Source organism: Gammaproteobacteria bacterium, from assembly GCA_040183005.1.
GTDB lineage: Bacteria > Pseudomonadota > Gammaproteobacteria.
The window spans coordinates 238,433-257,287 of the sequence record JAMPIW010000002.1 but is presented as its reverse complement, the minus strand read 5'-3'; the positions used below and the strand labels follow the sequence as shown (position 1 = coordinate 257,287).

General features: G+C 54.9%; 23 protein-coding genes. 21 read left to right on the top strand and 2 right to left on the bottom strand.

Going from position 1 to position 18,855, the window contains the following annotated elements:
* Nucleotides 1–177: 177 nt before the first annotated feature.
* From M3A44_02775 to M3A44_02755, 5 genes are all read left to right on the top strand, one after another.
* Nucleotides 178–1,224: a response regulator gene (locus M3A44_02775; protein MEQ6340585.1), complete on the top strand. Its 1,047-nt coding sequence runs from the start codon at nucleotides 178–180 to the stop codon at nucleotides 1,222–1,224.
* 87 nt (nucleotides 1,225–1,311) lie between these two features.
* Nucleotides 1,312–2,358, top strand: a complete 1,047-nt coding sequence (locus M3A44_02770; GenBank protein MEQ6340584.1) for a response regulator — start codon at nucleotides 1,312–1,314, stop codon at nucleotides 2,356–2,358.
* A 168-nt stretch (nucleotides 2,359–2,526) separates the two neighbouring features.
* On the top strand, nucleotides 2,527–4,422 hold the full coding sequence (locus M3A44_02765) for an ATP-binding cassette domain-containing protein (protein MEQ6340583.1): 1,896 nt from the start codon (nucleotides 2,527–2,529) through the stop codon (nucleotides 4,420–4,422).
* 187 nt (nucleotides 4,423–4,609) lie between these two features.
* The gene (locus M3A44_02760; GenBank protein MEQ6340582.1) at nucleotides 4,610–4,816 is read left to right on the top strand and encodes a DUF2905 domain-containing protein; all 207 of its coding nucleotides are present in this window, start codon (nucleotides 4,610–4,612) and stop codon (nucleotides 4,814–4,816) included.
* 1 nt (nucleotide 4,817) lies between these two features.
* The gene (locus M3A44_02755) at nucleotides 4,818–5,915 is read left to right on the top strand and encodes a cyclic nucleotide-binding domain-containing protein (GenBank protein MEQ6340581.1); all 1,098 of its coding nucleotides are present in this window, start codon (nucleotides 4,818–4,820) and stop codon (nucleotides 5,913–5,915) included.
* Between the two features lie 3 nt (nucleotides 5,916–5,918).
* Here M3A44_02755 and M3A44_02750 read toward each other — a convergent pair whose 3' ends face one another.
* Nucleotides 5,919–6,347 (bottom strand): DedA family protein, encoded by a 429-nt coding sequence (locus M3A44_02750; GenBank protein ID MEQ6340580.1) that lies wholly within the window; start codon nucleotides 6,345–6,347, stop codon nucleotides 5,919–5,921.
* A gap of 188 nt (nucleotides 6,348–6,535) precedes the next feature.
* On the opposite strand from M3A44_02750, the gene lipB reads away from it, so the two are divergent.
* The 14 genes from lipB (at nucleotide 6,536) to M3A44_02680 (ending at nucleotide 16,888) form a co-directional block, all read left to right on the top strand.
* Nucleotides 6,536–7,186, top strand: coding sequence for a lipoyl(octanoyl) transferase LipB (gene lipB, locus M3A44_02745; GenBank protein ID MEQ6340579.1), 651 nt, complete (start codon nucleotides 6,536–6,538; stop codon nucleotides 7,184–7,186).
* Between the two features lie 96 nt (nucleotides 7,187–7,282).
* Nucleotides 7,283–8,263 (top strand): lipoyl synthase, encoded by a 981-nt coding sequence (gene lipA, locus M3A44_02740; GenBank protein MEQ6340578.1) that lies wholly within the window; start codon nucleotides 7,283–7,285, stop codon nucleotides 8,261–8,263.
* Between the two features lie 118 nt (nucleotides 8,264–8,381).
* Nucleotides 8,382–8,777, top strand: coding sequence for a VOC family protein (locus tag M3A44_02735; GenBank protein MEQ6340577.1), 396 nt, complete (start codon nucleotides 8,382–8,384; stop codon nucleotides 8,775–8,777).
* Between the two features lie 120 nt (nucleotides 8,778–8,897).
* Nucleotides 8,898–9,458, top strand: a complete 561-nt coding sequence (locus tag M3A44_02730; protein ID MEQ6340576.1) for a DNA-3-methyladenine glycosylase I — start codon at nucleotides 8,898–8,900, stop codon at nucleotides 9,456–9,458.
* Nucleotides 9,445–9,795, top strand: coding sequence for a TfoX/Sxy family protein (locus M3A44_02725; protein MEQ6340575.1), 351 nt, complete (start codon nucleotides 9,445–9,447; stop codon nucleotides 9,793–9,795). The genes M3A44_02730 and M3A44_02725 overlap by 14 nt, the downstream gene beginning before the upstream one ends.
* 90 nt (nucleotides 9,796–9,885) lie before the next feature.
* Complete coding sequence (gene hslV / locus M3A44_02720) at nucleotides 9,886–10,449, top strand: ATP-dependent protease subunit HslV (GenBank protein MEQ6340574.1); 564 nt, start codon at nucleotides 9,886–9,888, stop codon at nucleotides 10,447–10,449.
* A gap of 31 nt (nucleotides 10,450–10,480) precedes the next feature.
* Entirely contained in the window at nucleotides 10,481–11,815 is a 1,335-nt protein-coding gene (gene hslU, locus M3A44_02715; protein MEQ6340573.1) for an ATP-dependent protease ATPase subunit HslU, read from the top strand.
* A 31-nt stretch (nucleotides 11,816–11,846) separates the two neighbouring features.
* Nucleotides 11,847–12,083, top strand: coding sequence for a DUF4160 domain-containing protein (locus tag M3A44_02710; GenBank protein ID MEQ6340572.1), 237 nt, complete (start codon nucleotides 11,847–11,849; stop codon nucleotides 12,081–12,083).
* On the top strand, nucleotides 12,064–12,360 hold the full coding sequence (locus tag M3A44_02705) for a DUF2442 domain-containing protein (GenBank protein ID MEQ6340571.1): 297 nt from the start codon (nucleotides 12,064–12,066) through the stop codon (nucleotides 12,358–12,360). The genes M3A44_02710 and M3A44_02705 overlap by 20 nt, the downstream gene beginning before the upstream one ends.
* A 26-nt stretch (nucleotides 12,361–12,386) precedes the next feature.
* A complete protein-coding gene (locus M3A44_02700) occupies nucleotides 12,387–12,770 on the top strand; it encodes a DUF971 domain-containing protein (protein ID MEQ6340570.1) in 384 nt (127 codons plus the stop codon).
* A gap of 11 nt (nucleotides 12,771–12,781) precedes the next feature.
* Nucleotides 12,782–13,543, top strand: a complete 762-nt coding sequence (ubiE, locus tag M3A44_02695) for a bifunctional demethylmenaquinone methyltransferase/2-methoxy-6-polyprenyl-1,4-benzoquinol methylase UbiE (protein ID MEQ6340569.1) — start codon at nucleotides 12,782–12,784, stop codon at nucleotides 13,541–13,543.
* Nucleotides 13,544–13,814: 271 nt separating this feature from the next.
* Nucleotides 13,815–14,441, top strand: a complete 627-nt coding sequence (locus M3A44_02690) for an SCP2 sterol-binding domain-containing protein (GenBank protein MEQ6340568.1) — start codon at nucleotides 13,815–13,817, stop codon at nucleotides 14,439–14,441.
* A complete protein-coding gene (ubiB, locus tag M3A44_02685) occupies nucleotides 14,438–16,090 on the top strand; it encodes a ubiquinone biosynthesis regulatory protein kinase UbiB (GenBank protein MEQ6340567.1) in 1,653 nt (550 codons plus the stop codon). The genes M3A44_02690 and ubiB overlap by 4 nt, the downstream gene beginning before the upstream one ends.
* A gap of 180 nt (nucleotides 16,091–16,270) precedes the next feature.
* Complete coding sequence (locus M3A44_02680; GenBank protein ID MEQ6340566.1) at nucleotides 16,271–16,888, top strand: NUDIX domain-containing protein; 618 nt, start codon at nucleotides 16,271–16,273, stop codon at nucleotides 16,886–16,888.
* A gap of 73 nt (nucleotides 16,889–16,961) precedes the next feature.
* Here the strand turns inward: M3A44_02680 and M3A44_02675 are convergent, their stop codons facing one another.
* Nucleotides 16,962–17,738 carry a DsbA family protein gene (locus M3A44_02675; GenBank protein ID MEQ6340565.1) on the bottom strand — a complete coding sequence of 259 codons (777 nt, stop codon included), beginning with the start codon at nucleotides 17,736–17,738 and terminating at the stop codon, nucleotides 16,962–16,964.
* A 182-nt stretch (nucleotides 17,739–17,920) separates the two neighbouring features.
* Here M3A44_02675 and M3A44_02670 point away from each other — a divergent pair, with 182 nt between their 5' ends.
* Nucleotides 17,921–18,232, top strand: a complete 312-nt coding sequence (locus M3A44_02670) for a hypothetical protein (protein ID MEQ6340564.1) — start codon at nucleotides 17,921–17,923, stop codon at nucleotides 18,230–18,232.
* 163 nt (nucleotides 18,233–18,395) lie between these two features.
* A complete protein-coding gene (locus M3A44_02665; protein ID MEQ6340563.1) occupies nucleotides 18,396–18,815 on the top strand; it encodes a DUF1249 domain-containing protein in 420 nt (139 codons plus the stop codon).
* Nucleotides 18,816–18,855: the final 40 nt, after the last annotated feature.

Below are 18,855 nucleotides of genomic sequence, written 5' to 3'. Positions count from 1 at the left end.
CGCTGGAGAACGGTTTTTATAGGGTATTTACAGAAAATTAACAAACGACAGATTGGTGAAGGTTGCACAAAATTTAACCGTGTATGCGAGACGGGCGGCGTTCCAGTCTGTGATTATATAGGGAATTTCCAATATCAAAGGAAGTGGGCTTAATATTCTTCCTGGCTGGAAAATGAAATGAAAGTATTGCTGACTGATGATGATCCGGATCACATTGCCTTGGTGCAAGCGCTGCTCGATAAGGTGGACGGCTGCGAAACGCAATGTTTTACGGTGTCCGCCGATTCCCTGACATGGTGTGAAACCAACGTCCCCGATCTGGTGATTGTCGATTACATGATGCCGGAGGTGGACGGTATGGAGTTTATCCGCCGTTTCCGTGGCATGGCCGGTAAGGAGGTTATACCTGTGATCATGGTGACATCGCGCAATGAGGTGGATGTCCGCCACCAGGCTTTGAATATTGGCGCAACGGATTTTCTCACCAAACCGGTTGATGCAATCGAATTGTCCGCGCGTGTCAGAAATATGCTGACCATTCGCCGTAACCAGAAACAGCTCGCTAATCGCGCGGTATGGCTGGCCGGGGAGGTTGAAAAAGCCACGGCGGGTATTGTGGCGCGGGAGCGTGAAACCATTGTTCGCCTGTCCAAGGCGGCGGAATACCGCGACCCCGAGACGGGCGCGCACATTATTCGCATGTCCCATTATGCGCGCCTTATCGCACGGAGTATCGGCCTTTCCGAAGAAGAGCAGGATCTGATCCAGAAAGCCGCACCCATGCACGATATCGGCAAGGTGGGTATTCCCGATAATATACTGCTCAAGCCCGGGCGCCTGGAGCCTGACGAGCTGAAGATTATGCGGCAGCACGCCCAGATCGGCCATGAGATCCTCAAGGACAGTGATTCCCCCATATTGCGCGTTGCGGCGCAGATTGCGCTGACGCATCATGAAAGGTACGATGGCACTGGTTATCCGCACGCAACGAAAGGCGACGATATCCCGATAGTGGGGCGGATCACGGCACTGGCCGATGTCTTTGATGCCTTATTGTCCTGTCGCCCCTACAAAAAGGCCTGGGAGATGGATCGTGTGTTGGAACTGATCAATAATGAAACCGGAAAACACTTTGATCCGCTGTGTGTGGACGCGCTATTCGAGGACTGGGATGCAGTATTGGAGGTCGGGCAGCGGTTTCGTGATGATTTTCCCATTGTATAAAGCGGATTTTCAATAAAATAAAAAAAACTAAAAAAGTACAGGCATGTTGTTCATGAATAAAACCATGCGGGCCATCGGAGGGTAATTGTGAATATAGTGATAGTGGATGACGATCAGGATTCGGTGTCTCTGTTGTTAAAGATGCTGGACTCACTTGAGGAATGTAGCATAATTTGTTTTACGGATCCTCATGAGGGGCTGGAGTGGTGCGAGCGGAGTGATCCCGATCTGGTGATTCTCGATTATGCCATGCCGGATATAGATGGCATTGAGTTTCTGCGCCGTTTCCGTGCCTTGGAGGGAAAGGGTGCGACGCCTTTGCTGATGGTGACGGTTGTTCATGAAAAGTCAGTGCGCTATCAGGCGCTGGAGATGGGGGCAACGGATTTTCTCACTAAACCTGTCGATTCAATAGAGCTTATTGCCCGTGTTAAAAACATGCTTGCTTTAAGCCGTAGCCACAAGCAACTTTCTGATCTTGCGGGATGGCTGTCTCAGGAGGTAAGCAAGGTTACCGATGAGATTGTGTCGCGGGAGCGCGAGATTATTATCCGCCTCTCCAAGGCGGCGGAATACCGCGACCCGGAAACCGGCGCGCACGTGCTGCGCATGGCCCATTATTCGCAGTTGATTGCAAAAAATCTCGGGCTTTCCCGTCAGGATCAGGACGCCCTCCTGGAGGCGGCGCCGATGCATGACATCGGTAAAGTCGGCATCCCCGATTATATCCTCCTCAAGCCCGGCCCCTTGAGCCCGGCGGAAATCACCATCATGCGGCAGCATGCCCAGATCGGCTTTGAAATTCTCAAGGGCAGTGAATCCCGCATTCTCAATGTAGCTGCGCAGATCGCGTTGACTCATCACGAAAAGTACGATGGATCGGGTTACCCGTTTGGCTTGAAAGGTGATGATATCCCGATTTATGGCCGGATCGTTGCGTTGTCGGATGTGTTCGATGCGCTGCTATCCCATCGCCCCTATAAAGAAGCGTGGGAAGTGGAGCGTGTCGCGGAAACCATCCGTACAGGGGCGGGAAGCCACTTTGATCCGGCGTGTGTGGAGGCGTTGTTCAATGATTGGCAGTCTGTGCAGGCGATCATGAAAAATTTTCGCAACGAGTCTCCGATGCATTAACACCCGATTGTCCATTAGGCGAAATAGAGCGTATACCGCCGTTCGTGGTGAGCCTGTTGAACCATGAACGGCCCTTCGACAGGCTCAGGGCGAACGGTTTTGGGGGTAATGGACAATCTGGGTTAACCTGAACTCCATACGTGCCCCATAGCTGGTAAACTACCCGCCATGATCACGCTACGTAATATATCGCTGCGACGCGGCGGACGCCTTCTGCTGGAGGACGTTACACTCACTTTTCACGCCGGACAAAAAATCGGCATCACCGGCGCCAATGGCACCGGAAAATCCAGTCTGTTTGCCTTGCTGCGCGGCGAAATCCACCAGGATGGCGGCGATGTGGATATGCCGTCACGGCTGACCATCGCCCATGTTGCGCAAGAAACCCTGGCGCTGGATCAGGCTGCGATAGAGTATGTCATTGATGGCGACGCGGAGCTGCGCACGCTTGAGGCGCAGATTGCCGAAGCTGGTCATGCCGATGATGGCGTGCGTATCGCCGCACTCTATGCGCGCTATGAAAATATTGACGGCTACTCCGTTCGTATACGCGCGGCGCAGCTCCTAAGCGGCCTGGGGTTCGATGTGGCGGAGCATACGCGACCTGTCAGTGCCTTCTCCGGCGGTTGGCGCATGCGGCTCAATCTTGCCAAGGCGCTGATGTGCCGTTCCGATTTGCTGTTGCTCGATGAGCCGACCAACCATCTCGATCTCGATGCCGTATTGTGGCTTGAGCAGTGGTTGTTGGTTTACCCAGGTACGCTGTTGCTGATCTCCCACGACCGCGACTTTCTGGATAATGTGGTGGATACCATCGCCCATGTGGAGCAGCGCAATATCAACCTGTACAGCGGCAATTACGCGCAATTCGAGCGGCAGCGCGCCGAGCGGTTGGCGCTACAGCAGGGCACTTACGAGAAGCAGCAGCGTGAAATCGCCCACATGCAGGAATTCGTGGCGCGCTTCCGCGCCAAGGCCAGCAAGGCGCGCCAGGCGCAAAGTCGGCTCAAAGCCCTGGCGCGCATGGAGACGATTGCCGCAGCCCATGTGGATTCACCATTCCGCTTTGCTTTCCGCGAACCCGCCAAATACCCTCATCCCTTGTTGCGCCTGGACAAGGTTAATGTCGGCTATGGCGATACTGTTGTTTTGCGCGACATTAATCTCGGTCTGGAGGCGGGCGCGCGCCTGGGTGTGCTGGGCCGCAACGGTGCGGGCAAGTCTACCCTCATCAAGTTTCTGGCCGGTGAGATTAAGCCCCTGAGCGGGCAGCGGATTGACGGCGATGGCTTGCGCATCGGTTATTTTGCCCAGCATCAACTCGAACAACTGCGCCCTGAGGAAAATCCATTACAACATCTACGGCGTCTCGATCAGCAGGGCGGTGCGGGCGAGCAGGAAATGCGCAGTTTTCTCGGTGGTTTTGGTTTTGCCGGTGATGATGCGTTGCGTGCAGTGGCGCCATTTTCCGGGGGAGAAAAGGCGCGCCTGGTGCTGGCCCTGCTCGCGTGGCAGCGTCCGCATCTGCTATTGCTCGATGAGCCCACCAATCACCTGGATCTGGATATGCGCGATGCGCTTACCATGGCCCTGCAGGATTATCAGGGTGCGTTGGTGGTGGTGTCGCACGATCGCTACCTGCTGCGTACCATTGCCGACAGTCTGGTGCTGGTGGCGGATGGTAAAGTGGCGGCATTCGATGGTGACCTGGATGATTACCGGGATTGGCTGAATCAGTCGCAAAAGCAAAAACAGTCAGGTCTTCCGAAAAATTCGTCCGCTGCCGCTAATAATAACTCCAAGCTGCAAAACCGCCAGGCCGCACAGCAGCGCCGCCCGCTGGAAAAGCGCCTGGGCGAGATCGAAAAACAGCTATCTCGCCTCCATGACGAAAAGACCGCAGTGGACGTGCTACTCGCCGATCCCGTCAGTTATCAAGCGGAAAACGCGGTTCGCCTGAATGAGGGCATCGCACAGCGAATGTTGATTATGGAGCAATTACAAAAGATTGAAGAGGATTGGTTGGAGGTCAGCGAGACGCTGGCGGCGCTGACAGAAGTATGAAAAACCGCAGATGCAAGCCACAGAGAACGCAGAGATGATGGAGGACTCTGCGTGTTTTTCCTGATTACCGGGCGGGTGAGGGGGGAAGTCCACGGCAACTCATCATCTTTCCTCTGTGAACCCTGTGTTCTCTGTGGCTAATCGCTTTTTCTGGTATGAAGACTCATTGCTGGCGAGGTGAACATTCATGAACATCAGCCGTATACTTATTATCGTCGGCATCGTTCTGGTTGTTTTGGGGTTGCTATGGCCGGTATTGCAGAAAGCTGGTTTAGGCAGGTTGCCGGGCGATATCGCGATAGAGCGTGACAATTTCCGTTTCTACTTTCCCATTACGACGTCCATCATCGTCAGCCTTCTCCTTACCCTGTTGTTTTGGTTGTTCAGGAAATGATATGAGCACAGAATCAAACATAGTGACTATTGAGTTGCTCAAGCAGCTTGTGCCCCTTGCCGCGCTCGCGACGGAACAGCTTGAGTATCTGGTGACGCAAACCGCGATTGAGAAGCTAGCACCAGGCGTATGCCTCTTTTGTGAAGGTGAAGCTGACCGTAAGATTATCTATCTGCTGAGCGGAGATATTCTGCTTACCTCGGAATCTGCCAGGGATCAGATAGCTATCTCGAGTAAAACCTCGGGCGGTGTGGGCGGCCTGTATTATGCGCTTACAAAAGTTCAACCCCACCGTTACACGGCGAGCGCCACAACTGATCTTGAAGTGATATGTCTTGACAGCGACCTGATCGAAACCATGCTTGCCTGGAGCCAGTTTGCTTCCAGGGAACCTGAAATTATCATGAGCGCGGAGGGCGTGTTCAGCGTAGACAAAAGCCGCTGGCTGCAAAAAATGTACCGTTCCCCAACGTTTCGCAGCTTGCCTCCCGCGAACATCGAGCAACTGCTCGACCGTCTCGAGCCTTTTAAAGTGTCCGCTGGAGATGTAGTCATCCGGCAGGGCGATGCGGGGGATTATTTTTACATGATCGACGAGGGCGCGGCGCTGGTAACGCGCCTTGTTGAGGATGAATATGAATATGAATCCATTGAGATTGCGCAATTGAGCGAAGGAAGCAGCTTTGGCGAGGCCGCCCTTATTTCAAATAAACCGCGCAACGCCACCGTGTCGATGCTCACGGACGGTGTGCTGCTGCGTTTGTCCAAGACCGATTTCCTGAAACTTCTGAAGGAGCCAGTGTTGCAATGGGTGACCTTTGAGGAGGGGCAGGAAAAAGCCAAGGCAGGCGCACGGTGGCTGGATGTGCGCTTGCCATCCGAGTTTGGTCACAGGCGCTTGGCGGAGGCGATCAACATTCCAGTTCAGGAGCTGCACCGGCGCATTAAGGAGCTGGGCCGGGAACAGCATTACATCTGCTGTTGCGAGTCCGGGCAGCGCAGCTCCGCTGCCGCGTTCATCCTGGGGCAGTACGGATTGCAGGCGAGCGTACTGAAGGGTGGTCTGGATAACGTGCCCGAGGAGAATCAGCAAAGCTAACTTTTAGACAATCAGCAGAATGGCCGCATAGCGCGCCGCTTTGCCGATGGCGATAAATAGCAGAGCCAGCCCGCCGTGGATGCGCAGCCAGCCTGCTGCCACGCACAACGGGTCGCCGATTATTGGCAGCCAGGAAAACAGCAGCAGCGGGCTACCCCATTTTTGCATATAGTGCTCTGCGCGCCGCAGCTTTTCATTGCCCATGGCTTGCGCCGGGTAGCGCCATGCAATTACCCGGCCGATCAGCCAGGAGCTCATTCCCCCCAGCGTATTGCCCAGCGTCGCCACCCAGAATAACGTCAAAGGATCATGGCCCTTGTTGGCGGCCAGCAGCGCCAGGATCGCTTCCGAGCCGCCCGGTATTATCGTTGAGGCAAGAAAAGCGCTCAGGAATAGCGCCCATACCCCCCATTCGTTGACAAACTCCAACATTAGCCCTCCGCTATGAAAGGCAATAAAAAAAGCGGCCGAAGCCGCTTAGTGGTGATGCGTGTGGTTTTTGTTGTAACCCCGCATCCCCGCAATCCTGACGGGATGTAATATAATGTGCCGTGAAATCTAAACCACGAGTGTGGTGCGAGTCAAGACCGTTTTTGCAACTTTATCCCGGTAAGTTATAGATGAATCTTGGCACCGCACCGCTGGGCTTGACTAAATCAGAGATGCCGAAAGTTGTGGTGCACCACCTTGGATATCGCGACTACCTGCCGGTATGGCACGCCATGCAGGAATTCACCGCCGCGCGCACGGAGGATACCGCCGATGAGCTGTGGCTGGTGGAGCATCCGCCGTTGTATACCCAGGGAATGAACGGCAAGCCCGAGCACCTGCTTGATCCGGGCGCTGTCCCGGTGACCCAGGTGGATCGCGGTGGACAGGTCACTTACCACGGGCCGGGCCAGGCGGTGGTCTATGTGCTGGTTGACCTGCGCCGCCGTGGCTGGGGGGTGCGGCAACTGGTTGGTTTCATGGAGCAGGCGGTGATCGACCTGCTGGCGGACTATGGCATCCCTGCCCATGCGCGCCGCGACGCCCCCGGTGTGTATGTTGGGAACAGCAAAATCGCGGCTCTGGGACTGCGCGTGCGCCGAGGATGTAGCTATCACGGCCTGAGCCTTAATGTGGCGATGGATCTGGAGCCGTTTCAACGCATCAACCCCTGCGGTTATGCGGGGATGGAGGTTACGCAGGTGAGCGATTTGGGCGGGCCGGGCGATCTTGGCGAAGTGTCTGATGCGCTGTTAAGGCATCTTGGGCGGCATCTGGGGTAAACTATGCTGACGATAGGTCAGACTCCACAGGTTGAGCATGAATCATATCTGTTTGAATCCGCGTAAATTCTTCTAACTCAACTCCCAGAAAATCCCATGGCCATATTCGATAGCGACGAACTTCCTCCCCTGGCGCCCAACCCTATGAAGGGCGAGTCAAAAGTGTCTCGTATCCCGGTTAAAGTGGTGCCCGCTGCGGTGCCCCTGAGAAAACCGGCATGGATACGCGCCCGTTCGCCCAACAGTCCGGAGGTTGCGCGGCTCAAGGGCGTATTGCGCGAACACAGGTTGCATACGGTGTGCGAAGAGGCGTCATGCCCGAATCTGGGGGAATGCTTCGGTCACGGCACCGCTACCTTTATGATCATGGGCAATATTTGCACGCGGCGTTGCCCGTTTTGCGATGTCGCCCACGGCAGGCCCAATGCGCTGGATGCCGACGAGCCGGAGAACCTTGCGCGTACCATTGAGGCGATGGGGCTGCGCTATGTGGTGGTGACCTCGGTGGACCGCGACGACCTGCGCGACGGCGGTGCGGGCCACTTTGCCGCCTGCATCCAGGCAATACGCCGCAGGGCGCCGAACACGCGGCTCGAAATCCTTGTGCCTGATTTTCGTGGACGCATGGATGTCGCGCTGGAGGTGCTCAACGACAATCCTCCGGATGTTTTCAACCACAACCTGGAAACCGTGGCGCGCCTCTACAAACAGGCACGCCCCGGCTCCGATTATGAGTGGTCTCTCAAGCTGCTGCAGCGCTTCAAGGCGGCTCATCCCGCCATCCCTACCAAGTCCGGTGTGATGCTCGGCCTCGGTGAGACCATCGAGGAAGTTGAACAGGTGATGATGGATTTGCGCGCTCACGGCTGCAACATGCTCACCCTCGGTCAATATCTGCAACCCAGCCAACACCACCTGCCTGTGGCGCGCTACGTTACGCCTGATGAGTTTGATCGTCTCGCGGAAGTAGGCCGCAAAATGGGCTTTGCCAATGTCGCCAGCGGCCCGATGGTGCGCTCCTCCTACCACGCCGATCTCCAGGCGGCGGGTGAAAAAGCCCACCCTAAAGTCGTATAGCTTTCTTTTAACCCCTCCTGACATAATGCTGTCAGGAGGGATGTCGTAAAGTTGTACCTCCATTTGGCAATAAGCCAAGCGGTCAAAGTCGATTAACTTCAAGCTGGAGGAGAGGCATATGGACAAAGTGCAGCATTTTGAAATCCCGGCCGATGATGTCACCCGCGCGAGAAAATTTTACGAAGGCGTGTTTGGGTGGAATACGATGGTGTTTCCCATGCCGGGTATGCAGTACGTGGGGCTACACACCGGCCCGGTAGACGAAAAAAACATGCCGAAGGAGGCGGGCTATATCAATGGCGGTATGTTCGAGCGCAACCCGAAATTTCCTGTGCAAGGCCCAGTGGTTGCAATAACCGTCGAAGACATTAAAGTATCACTTGCGAAAGTGAAAGCCTCTGGTGGCATCGTCGTGATGGAGACAATGCAGATCGCCGATATGGGCCTTTATGCGTATGTTAAAGATACCGAAGGCAACACCATTGGCATCTGGCAGAATTTGAATCAGAGTTAGAAACACAATAAGTATCACCCCAAAAAATCGAGACTCCTGCGGGTTTGGCGGAGGCATAGGGACTCCCCCAAACCTTGCAGGATTTTTTTGTTGTGTGTCGCGTAAACGGGAGTGAAAACAATGCGGCGTTGTGAGTGGGCAAACGGAAGCCCATTGGAAATGGAGTATCACGATAGCGAGTGGGGCGTGCCTGTCCATGATGACCGGGTATTGTTCGAGTTTTTGATTCTGGAAGGCGCACAGGCGGGTTTGAGCTGGTCTACAATTCTCAAAAAGCGTGAGAATTATCGAGTGGCATTCGATGATTTTGATGCCCAAAAAATCGCGCAGTACGATGAACATAAAATCGCGGCCCTTCTTGCTGATCCCGGCATTGTGCGCAACCGGCTGAAAGTGGCCGCAACGGTTTTGAACGCCCAGTTATTTTTGGCTGTGCAAAAAGAATTTGGCAGTTTTGATCGTTATATCTGGAGTTTCGTCGGTGGCAAGCCCATCATCAATGCCCGGCAAATCGCTAAGGATGTTCCCGCCAAAACAGCGGAATCGGATGCCATGAGCAAGGATCTGGCCAAGCGCGGCTTTAAATTCGTCGGCTCCACCATCTGTTACGCTTTTATGCAGGCGACCGGGATGGTGAATGATCACACGGTGGAGTGCCATCGCTATCATGCCTGTCAGTGATCAGTGCCGTGACTATGTGCTTGAGCAGTTGCGCTGCGCCGGACAGGTGACCGCCAGGAAAATGTTTGGCGGGGTTGGTCTTTATTTAAAGGGCATGTTTTTCGCCTTGATTGCCAGTGACACCCTCTACTTTAATCGGCCTGATTACGAGGCTGCGGGCATGGGGCCGTTCCAGCCGTTTGCTGACAGGCCCGGCTACACCATGCAGTACTACGAGGTTCCGGTAGACGTGCTCGAGGATATTGCAGAGTTGCGGGTGTGGGCTAACAAGGCGTTGTCCGTGGCGCTATGCAAGGCTTCCGGCGGCAAAAAATCCTCCAAAAAGACCAAATCGTAGCGTTGGGAATCCTGCGCCCCGTCATTTCTTTAAACTCGCCGGGATGGTGTACAATCATCCATCTCATAGAAATAACGCGAGGAGTCCCCATTGGAGCAATTTCGTGGCACCACGATCCTGTCGGTGCGTCGTGCCGGGCGGGTGGTGATCGGTGGCGACGGGCAGGTGTCGCTGGGCAATACCATCATGAAGGGCAATGCCCGTAAGGTGCGTCGCCTCTATAATGGCGGGGTGTTGGCCGGTTTTGCCGGAGGTACGGCGGACGCCTTTACCCTGTTTGAGCGTTTTGAGGGCAAGCTTGAGAAATATTCCGGCAACTTGCAACGCGCAGCGGTTGAACTTGCCAAAGACTGGCGTACCGACCGTATGCTGCGCCGCCTGGAGGCCATGCTGACAGTGGCCGACAAGCATGTCTCGTTGATTATTTCCGGTAACGGCGATGTGATTGAGCCGGAAAACAGCTTGATGGCGATAGGCTCCGGCGGCGCGTTTGCCCAGGCTGCGGCGCGCGCCCTGCTGGAAAACACCGAGATGGATGCGCGCACCATTGTCGAACGTGCGCTGTCTATTGCCGCCGACATCTGTGTATACACCAACCATAACCTGACCATTGAAGAGCTGGAATCGGTCAACCCCGATTCATTATCACCTTGACGGTGAGAGCGTTATCCGTGAGTCCTAAACCATGTCCGAAATGACCCCAAGAGAAATCGTCCAGGAACTGGACAAACACATCGTCGGCCAGGCCGCTGCCAAGCGCGCCGTGGCCATTGCCCTGCGCAACCGCTGGCGCAGGATGAATCTCAGCGAGCCGCTGCGCAGCGAGGTCACGCCGAAGAATATCCTCATGATCGGCCCCACCGGCGTGGGCAAGACGGAGATCGCACGGCGCCTTGCCAAACTGGCCAACGCGCCGTTTATCAAGATCGAAGCCACCAAGTTTACCGAGGTAGGCTATGTCGGACGCGACGTGGAGTCGATCATCCGTGATCTGATGGACATCTCCATCAAGATGACACGCGAGGATGAGGTGAAGAAAGTGCGTACTCGTGCCGAGGATGCGGCTGAAGAGCGCATCCTCGACATTTTGCTTCCACCCGCACGCAGCATGGGTTTTGGTGTGGAGGCAGCCAATTCCGAGACGTCGTCAACACGCCAGAAATTCCGCAAGAAATTGCGCGAAGGCGAGCTGGATGAGCGTGAGATCGAGGTGGAGGTCAGTGTCGCGCCCGTCGGCGTGGAAATCATGGCGCCGCCCGGCATGGAAGATATGAGCAGCCAGTTGCAGAGCCTGTTTCAGAATATCGGGACAGGGCGTACCCGCACACGCAAGATGCGTGTCAAAGAGGCCTTCAAGGTGCTCACCGATGAGGAGGCCGCCAAGCTCGTCAACGAAGAAGAGATCAAGCTCAAAGCCGTGCAGAATGTCGAGCAGAACGGTATTGTGTTTCTGGACGAGATAGACAAAATCGCCAAGCGCGGCGAGCACGGCGGGCCGGATGTGTCGCGCGAAGGTGTGCAGCGCGATTTGCTGCCCCTGGTGGAAGGCTCCACTGTATCCACCAAGTCCGGTACGGTGCGTACCGATCATATTTTATTCATCGCCTCGGGCGCGTTTCATCTTTCCAAGCCGTCGGACCTTATCCCTGAGCTACAGGGGCGGCTGCCGATCCGCGTTGAACTGGATGCGCTGACGGTGGATGATTTCGTCAGGATACTCACCGAACCCAGCGCCTCTCTCACCGAACAATACCGCGCGTTGCTGCTGACGGAAGGTGTAACACTTACCTTTAGCGAGAATGCCATCAAACGTATCGCAGAGGTGGCCTGGCAAGTCAACGAGCGCACCGAAAACATCGGCGCGCGGCGCCTGCATACCGTGCTGGAACGGCTGCTGGAAACTCTCTCCTTCGAGGCCTCCGACCGCGGCGGTCAAACGCTTGAGATCGACTCCGCCTATGTGGATGAGCACCTTGCAAAACTGGCGAAGGATGAGGATTTGAGCAGGTATATTTTGTAGGGTTGGCAGGCATAGACGAGATATAAATCAGATGCCGACTGTACTTAGAATTGGGCCTTACCGATTTTTCTTTTATGCGGGTGACGGGAACGAACCCGTGCATATTCATATTGAGCGTGATGACAAGATTGCGAAATTCTGGCTTGATCCAATCAGGTTACAGAGTAGTGGCGGGTTCAGCCGGGTAGAAATTGGTCAAATCCAGAAGATTATCAATGAACATCACCTGCAGTTAGCGGAGGCGTGGTATGGGTATTTTGGCAATTGAAATGGAGATTCCCTATGCCGAGGGCGTCACGGTAACCGAGGATACCTTGAGTGTGGATTTGAGCGATGGACGAACCATTTCAGTGCCGCTGGCCTGGTTTCCCAGGCTCTCATATGCCACTCCAGAGGAGCGGAACAACTGGCGATTGATTGGCAAGGGTCAGGGCATCCATTGGGAAGACATTGACGAAGACATTAGTGTCGATGACTTGATAGTTGGTAAGGCATCGGGCGAAAGCCAAACTTCTTTTAAGGAATGGCTAAGCAAGCGTGCTTGAACCTATTCGCGGAATTTATTTTTAAAATGATCACAGACAACAAACCCAGGCCCACCGACATCCGTCTGCACCAAAAATCGCGGGTGCTTGAAGTGTTCTTCGATGACGGCGCGCACTACCGGCTACCATGCGAGTATCTGCGTGTTTACTCGCCGTCGGCGGAGGTGCGCGGCCACGGGCCGGGGCAGGAGGTGTTGCAGCTGGATAAGGAGAACGTAAATATCTCCGCCATCGAGCCGGTCGGCAACTATGCCGTGCGTCTGGTGTTTGACGACGGACACAACACCGGGCTGTATTCCTGGAATGTGATCTACACCCTGGGCGAAAACTACGACACCTTCTGGCGGGAGTATCTGGCGCGCCTTGAAAAGGCCGGACATGCTCGTAATGAACCCAGCATAGATTCCTAAAGGATAAGCTCATGGATAAACGCGAACCAACAGACGACACCACCCACTTCGGTTTCCAGCGCGTGCCGGTGACGGAAAAGGCGCGCAAGGTAGCGGGAGTGTTCGACTCCGTAGCGTCCAAATATGACGTGATGAATGATGTCATGTCGTTCGGCATTCACCGCTTGTGGAAGCGTTTTGCCATTGAGATGAGCAATGTGCGCGCCGGGCAGCATGTACTGGATCTGGCCTCCGGTACGGGTGATCTGGCTGCCCAGTTTGCGCGCAAAGTGGGGCCGGCCGGCTATGTTGTTTCTTCCGATATCAACGCCAATATGCTCAATACCGGGCGCGCGCGTCTAATGGATCAAGGCGTGGTGGGCAATGTGCGCTATGTGCAGGCCAACGCCGAATGCTTGCCGTTTCCCGATAATCATTTCGACTGCGTCACTATCGCCTTCGGCCTGCGCAATGTTACCGACAAGGATGCCGCGCTGCGCTCCATGTGTCGCGTGCTGCGGCCCGGCGGGCGGTTGCTGGTGCTGGAATTTTCCAGCCCAGTGGTGCCTGGGCTCAAATCTGTCTATGACACCTATTCATTCAAACTGCTGCCGCTGATGGGCAAGATGATCGCCGGAGATGCCGAAAGCTACCGCTACCTGGCCGAGTCGATACGCATGCATCCCGACCAGGAAAGCCTCAAGGGGATGATGCAACACGCAGGTTTCGAGCGTTGCGAATATTTTAACCTGGCGGGCGGGATTGTGGCGTTGCACCGGGGGTATAAGTTGTAGGGGCGAGCCTGTGTGCTAACGCATCCAACGAGAAAGTGTGATCCACGAAAAACACGAAAGGCACGAAAAAATGGGCTGTGGTTTTCTTGAGGTTGCTTATCAATAGTGCCTGCCAGGCAATTTCAGTTACTATTCGAAAGCAACAGTCGAACGGATTGTTCTATGAGGCTTTTTCGTGCCTTTCGTGTTTTTCGTGGACGGTGCGTAACATCCACATTAAAAAACCTCTGTGTACCCTGTGTCTCCGTGGCGAATTTTTAAGGGCACTATAGTGCAAGTACCTACACTTTTTCTCTCTGCACTTGATGCTGCGTTAAACGCCTGTCTGCGCCTCGACCCTGGCACTCTCCAGCGTCTCACTGCGCTGTCCGGCAAGGTGATCGCCATCGAACTGCGTGGTTTGGATCTCACCTTATATTTGTTGCCCAGCGCGAATGGCATGCAGGTGTCGGGCGTCCATGAAGGCGCGCCGGATACCTTGTTGAGCGGTACGCCTCTGGCCTTGGCACGGCTGGGCGCGGCCAAGCGCGAGCCGGGCGCGTTGTTTTCCGGTGATGTGGAAATCCGTGGCGACATCGAGCTGGGGCAGCGTTTCAAATCTATTCTCGATGCCATCGACATTGACTGGGAAGAACAGTTATCCAAGTTGACCGGCGATGTCATTGCTCACCAGATTGGCAACGCGGTGCGCGACATACTTGGCTGGAGCCGCCGCGCGGCGGACACTCTTGGTCGCGATACCGCCGAATTCCTGCACGAGGAAAGCCGTGATTTACCCAAACGCGATGAAGTGGAAGAGTTTCTTGCTGGCGTCGATATGCTACGTTCCGACGCTGACCGGATCGAAGCGCGTATCCACCGTTTGCACGGGCTGATGCAACATAGGGGTGCCGGATGATCCGCCCCGGCCAGGCGTTACGCCTGCTGCACATTAATCGTATTCTGGTACGGCACGGTTTGGATGAAATCGTCCTTGCCACGCACCTATTCCGTCCCTTCCGTTTTCTTCTTTATCTTATGCCGTGGCGCTGGTTTGGCGTATCCCAAGAGGCGCGTGGTGTGCGCATCCGGCGCGCCCTGGAAGACCTGGGGCCGATCTTCGTCAAATTCGGCCAAACCCTCTCTACGCGTCCCGATTTACTTCCCCCTGACATTGCCCAGGAACTGGCGCGACTGCAAGACAGTGTGCCGCCGTTTCCAGGGCTGCAGGCGCGCGTGATCATCGAACAGGCCTATGGCAGGCCACTCACAGAGGTATTTCAGGACTTCGATGAAACCCCGCTGGGTTCGGCCTCCATCGCCCAGGTGCATGTCGCGCGCCTGCACGACGGCAAAGAGGTGGTGGTCAAAGTAGTGCGTCCCAGCATCGAGAAGGTCATCCAACGCGACATCGGTTTGCTCTATATCGTCGCTGACCTCGCCGAACGCTACTGGAAAGAGGCGCGGCGCCTGCGTCCGCGCGATGTGGTGGCCGAATATGAAAAGACCATTCTCGGCGAACTCGATCTGATGCGCGAGGCCGCCAACGCCTCGCAACTGCGCCGCAACTTTATCGATTCGGATTTGCTATACGTGCCGGAGATCTACTGGCCACAGACGCGCCGCAACGTAATGGTGATGGAGCGCATCTTCGGTACACCGATCAGTGATGTTCCATCCTTGTTGCAGCAGGGCATTGACCTCAAAAAACTGGCAGAGAAGGGCGTGGAGATCTTCTTCACCCAGGTGTTCCGCGACAACTTCTTTCATGCCGACATGCACCCCGGCAACATTTTCGTTTCTCCTCAGGGCCGTTACATCGCCGTGGACTTCGGCATCATGGGTACGCTCAGCCCCGAGGATCAGCGTTATCTCGCCGAGAATCTGCTGGCCTTCTTCAATCGCGACTACCGGCGCGTCGCCGAACTGCATGTAGAGTCCGAATGGGTGCCCGCAGGCACTCGTGTTGACGAATTTGAGTCCGCCATTCGCAGCGTCTGTGAGCCGATCTTCGAGCGTCCACTCAAGGACATCTCCTTCGGCTATCTGCTGCTGCGCCTGTTTCAGACTGCGCGCCGTTTCAACATGGAAGTGCAACCTCAATTGGTGTTGCTGCAAAAGACCTTGTTGAATATCGAAGGGCTGGGGCGCGAGCTGTACCCTGATCTCGATCTGTGGACCACAGCCAAACCCTTTCTGGAACGTTGGATGCGCGAACAGTTTGGGGTGCGCGCACTTTATAAAAACCTGCGCGCCCAGATCCCTGGATGGGCCTCAAGTCTGCCGCAATTGCCCGCCCTGGTGCATGACGTATTACAACAAGCGCGTGACGGCAAGCTGCGTGTGGAATGGCAATCCGAAGAACTGCAAAAGATTCACCGTGAGGTCAAACGCGCCAACCAGCGCACCTTTGCCGCCATCGTCGGCGCCGCCTTGATTATCAGCGCCGCCGTCATCAAGGGACTGGATGGCAATGCCCCCGCGATGATTGGCGGTGCGCCGCTGCTTACGTGGTTGCTCGGTGGCATGGGCATTATTATTCTCTTTCTGGCATGGCCTGATGATTAATTGGACTGCTGATTACCGCAACACCACAAAGGCAATGTGAATAATATTCCCTCCAGCCAATGCTTGGCTCCTTAACGTTGCAATGAACCATACATGCCTACGACGCATACTCACCTACCATGACGCATGTCAAGTTGAAGGATGCTGATTAGATTGCCTGAACTTTAAGGAGAGGAATAGATGGGGAAAGATGTTGAAATACTCGAAAAAACGGTGTGCTACGCCGGATTTTTTCGCATGGAGCGTTACCGGTTGCGCCATCAATTGTTTAATGGTGGCTGGAGTCCGGTGTTGTCGAGGGAGCTGTTCGAGCGTGGTGATGCCGCTGCTGTGTTGCTGTACGATCCTGATCTGGATCATGTAGTGTTGATCGAGCAGTTTCGGGTCGGAGCGCTGACAGCGCCGGATGGACCATGGTTGTTGGAGATTGTGGCTGGGGTTATTGACCATGGCGAGACGGCGGAACAGGTGGTGCAGCGCGAGGCGCTGGAAGAGGCGAACTGTTTGATTCAGGCGTTGATCCCGGTTTGTGAATATTGGGTGAGTCCCGGTGGGACATCGGAGCGCATCAGTTTGTTTTGCGGTAAAGTGGACGCATCTTGCGCCAACGGTATCCATGGTTTGGCTGCGGAGGGGGAGGACATCCGGGTATTCACCATGCCGTTTGTGGATGCCATGCGCGATATTCAAACAGGGAAAATAAATTCCGCAAGTGCGATCATCGCCCTGCAATGGCTGGCACTCAATCGCGATGATCTGCGCAGCCGCTGGGGGGTGTCCGGCCGCTCTGCGCGCTGATCCGGGAGTGTTGTCTCCAGCCCATCAGCCGGGCAGCAGCGCTACCCGGCCTATATCCATGTGAGTGGTGTCCTTAACGCGTTTGGGTATTGGGCGGTGGCAAAACTTTAAAACCAGGGGCATTGTCCTGCCCCATCACCATTATCATCGTATAGATCATCGCGGGTACGGGCGTTGCTTTGCGGTTATTGATGACCACCAGCGGTGTGCCTTCCAGTTTGTGTTGCACTGCGTAGTCCAGGTCTTCTTTCAAAGTGGCAGCGGTTTGCGGTGATTTGACGCAGGCTTCGAGTTTTTTGCGCTGATCGGGGTTGGATGCGGCAATTTCCCATATCCGGTTACGGTTAAGCCGGGTTTGTTCCTTGAATAATGTGGAACGTACCCGGCTGAAATCGGTTGATCCCGCCAGGCAGATTTGTATTTTGGCCGCCAGGCAACTGACCCCGCTGCCATCGGAGCGCTGGATGTAGGGGTTGCATTCCGCATCCAGAGGGAAGTGGCGAGCTTCTTCACTCCAGGAGCCAGGAGGCGCTTCCTGGCGGATTTCCGTGAGAGCCTCTTCCAGGTGTTTGCAGTGGGGGCAGCGGATATCGGTCCATTCTATAAGGTGGACGGGAGCATCGGCATTACCGAAAGTTAGGCGTTTCGGATCGGCTGCCTTGGCGATGCGCGGCGAATTCCGGTAGATCAACATGGAGTCGCTGACGGCTTGTTGGACGGGGGGAGGGAGGGACTTCAGGAATTCCGCAAGTGGATCCTTGGTTGTGGAGGTGTTGCCAGTCTTTGTAGCGGGTTCGGCGGCCATGAGGGATGGGCAAGGTGCAAGGATGGCCGCGAACAAAAGCGCCATAAGCATTGCCTTCACTGAGCCAAGAGCTGATGAGATTGATCCGGAGTGGATTGAAGAGGGTTGCATAGCGATATCCTTTGTTCGGTGGCGGCTTTTTTCACTGTAGCAAATTTCTTGCCGCGAGAACAATATCGCAATCGATCATTTTCAGATATCACCTCACCCATGGTGCAAACAAGAGGATGATCTGGGAATGGCAGTTGGCCGTTTCTGGCTGGTCGGGGTTTTCGTGCAGCTATGGCCGTAACGAATTTTCTGTTTCCCGCTTGGTTGCTTTCTCTTTACTCTTTAGATTAAGAACGGTAATCGCGCCTGCGAGACTGCCTATCGCGAATGACACCACAATTGCTTCTGCGAGTAACTCTGTCATGGCCGTTTTCCTCGAAAAAAGACTTTTTTGTGCGGTTTGTGATGGATTATTTCAACAAACCCTTCAAACCCTATGTGGGACCGCTCATGCGGAATTTTTAGTGGGCAAGGGAAATATTTTGTAGATATTGAGATGATTCGCGGAGGCAGAATTTCTAGATTTAAGCGGGTTGTTATAAATTATTTCTCCATGATGGACGCTATAATATATACAAACAAAGAGGCTGGCTTGCGACAGGGAAAGGGGGGTGTCCTCAATAGGGTGACTGATGATCTATGAAATATAGTATGGTTATGCACATGAGTTGCTACGAGGCTAATTTCGAGCGCCTGACGTGGCTTATTCCTGGCCTCCAAAGCATGGAAGGCTTGGCCCTGTCCGAGGGGAGGGATTTGATGGACCTGCAATTGGAAGTTGTGGAGCGTTGCAGGTACACGCTGACCGTAGCGTTGACGCACTATTTTCGTTCGGACGGAGCTCTAGTATCTGATCCATATATGAAAATTCGTATTTACCTTGATGCGAGGGTGGCGGAGGTGCTCAGTTACCAGAATCACCGGTTCCAGTTCCTTCATCCTTCGCCAATCTTGAGTGAGTTGAATTTGTGCGAGAAACGGCAAATCAATAAATTCCTTGGCGAATGGCTGGATTACTGTATCTCCCAGGGACACAGCTTTCACTCGGAAGTGCGATGCACCAGGGCGTGACCCAAACCCCATCTGTTTTTTACCCGCCTGCGTCTTCAAT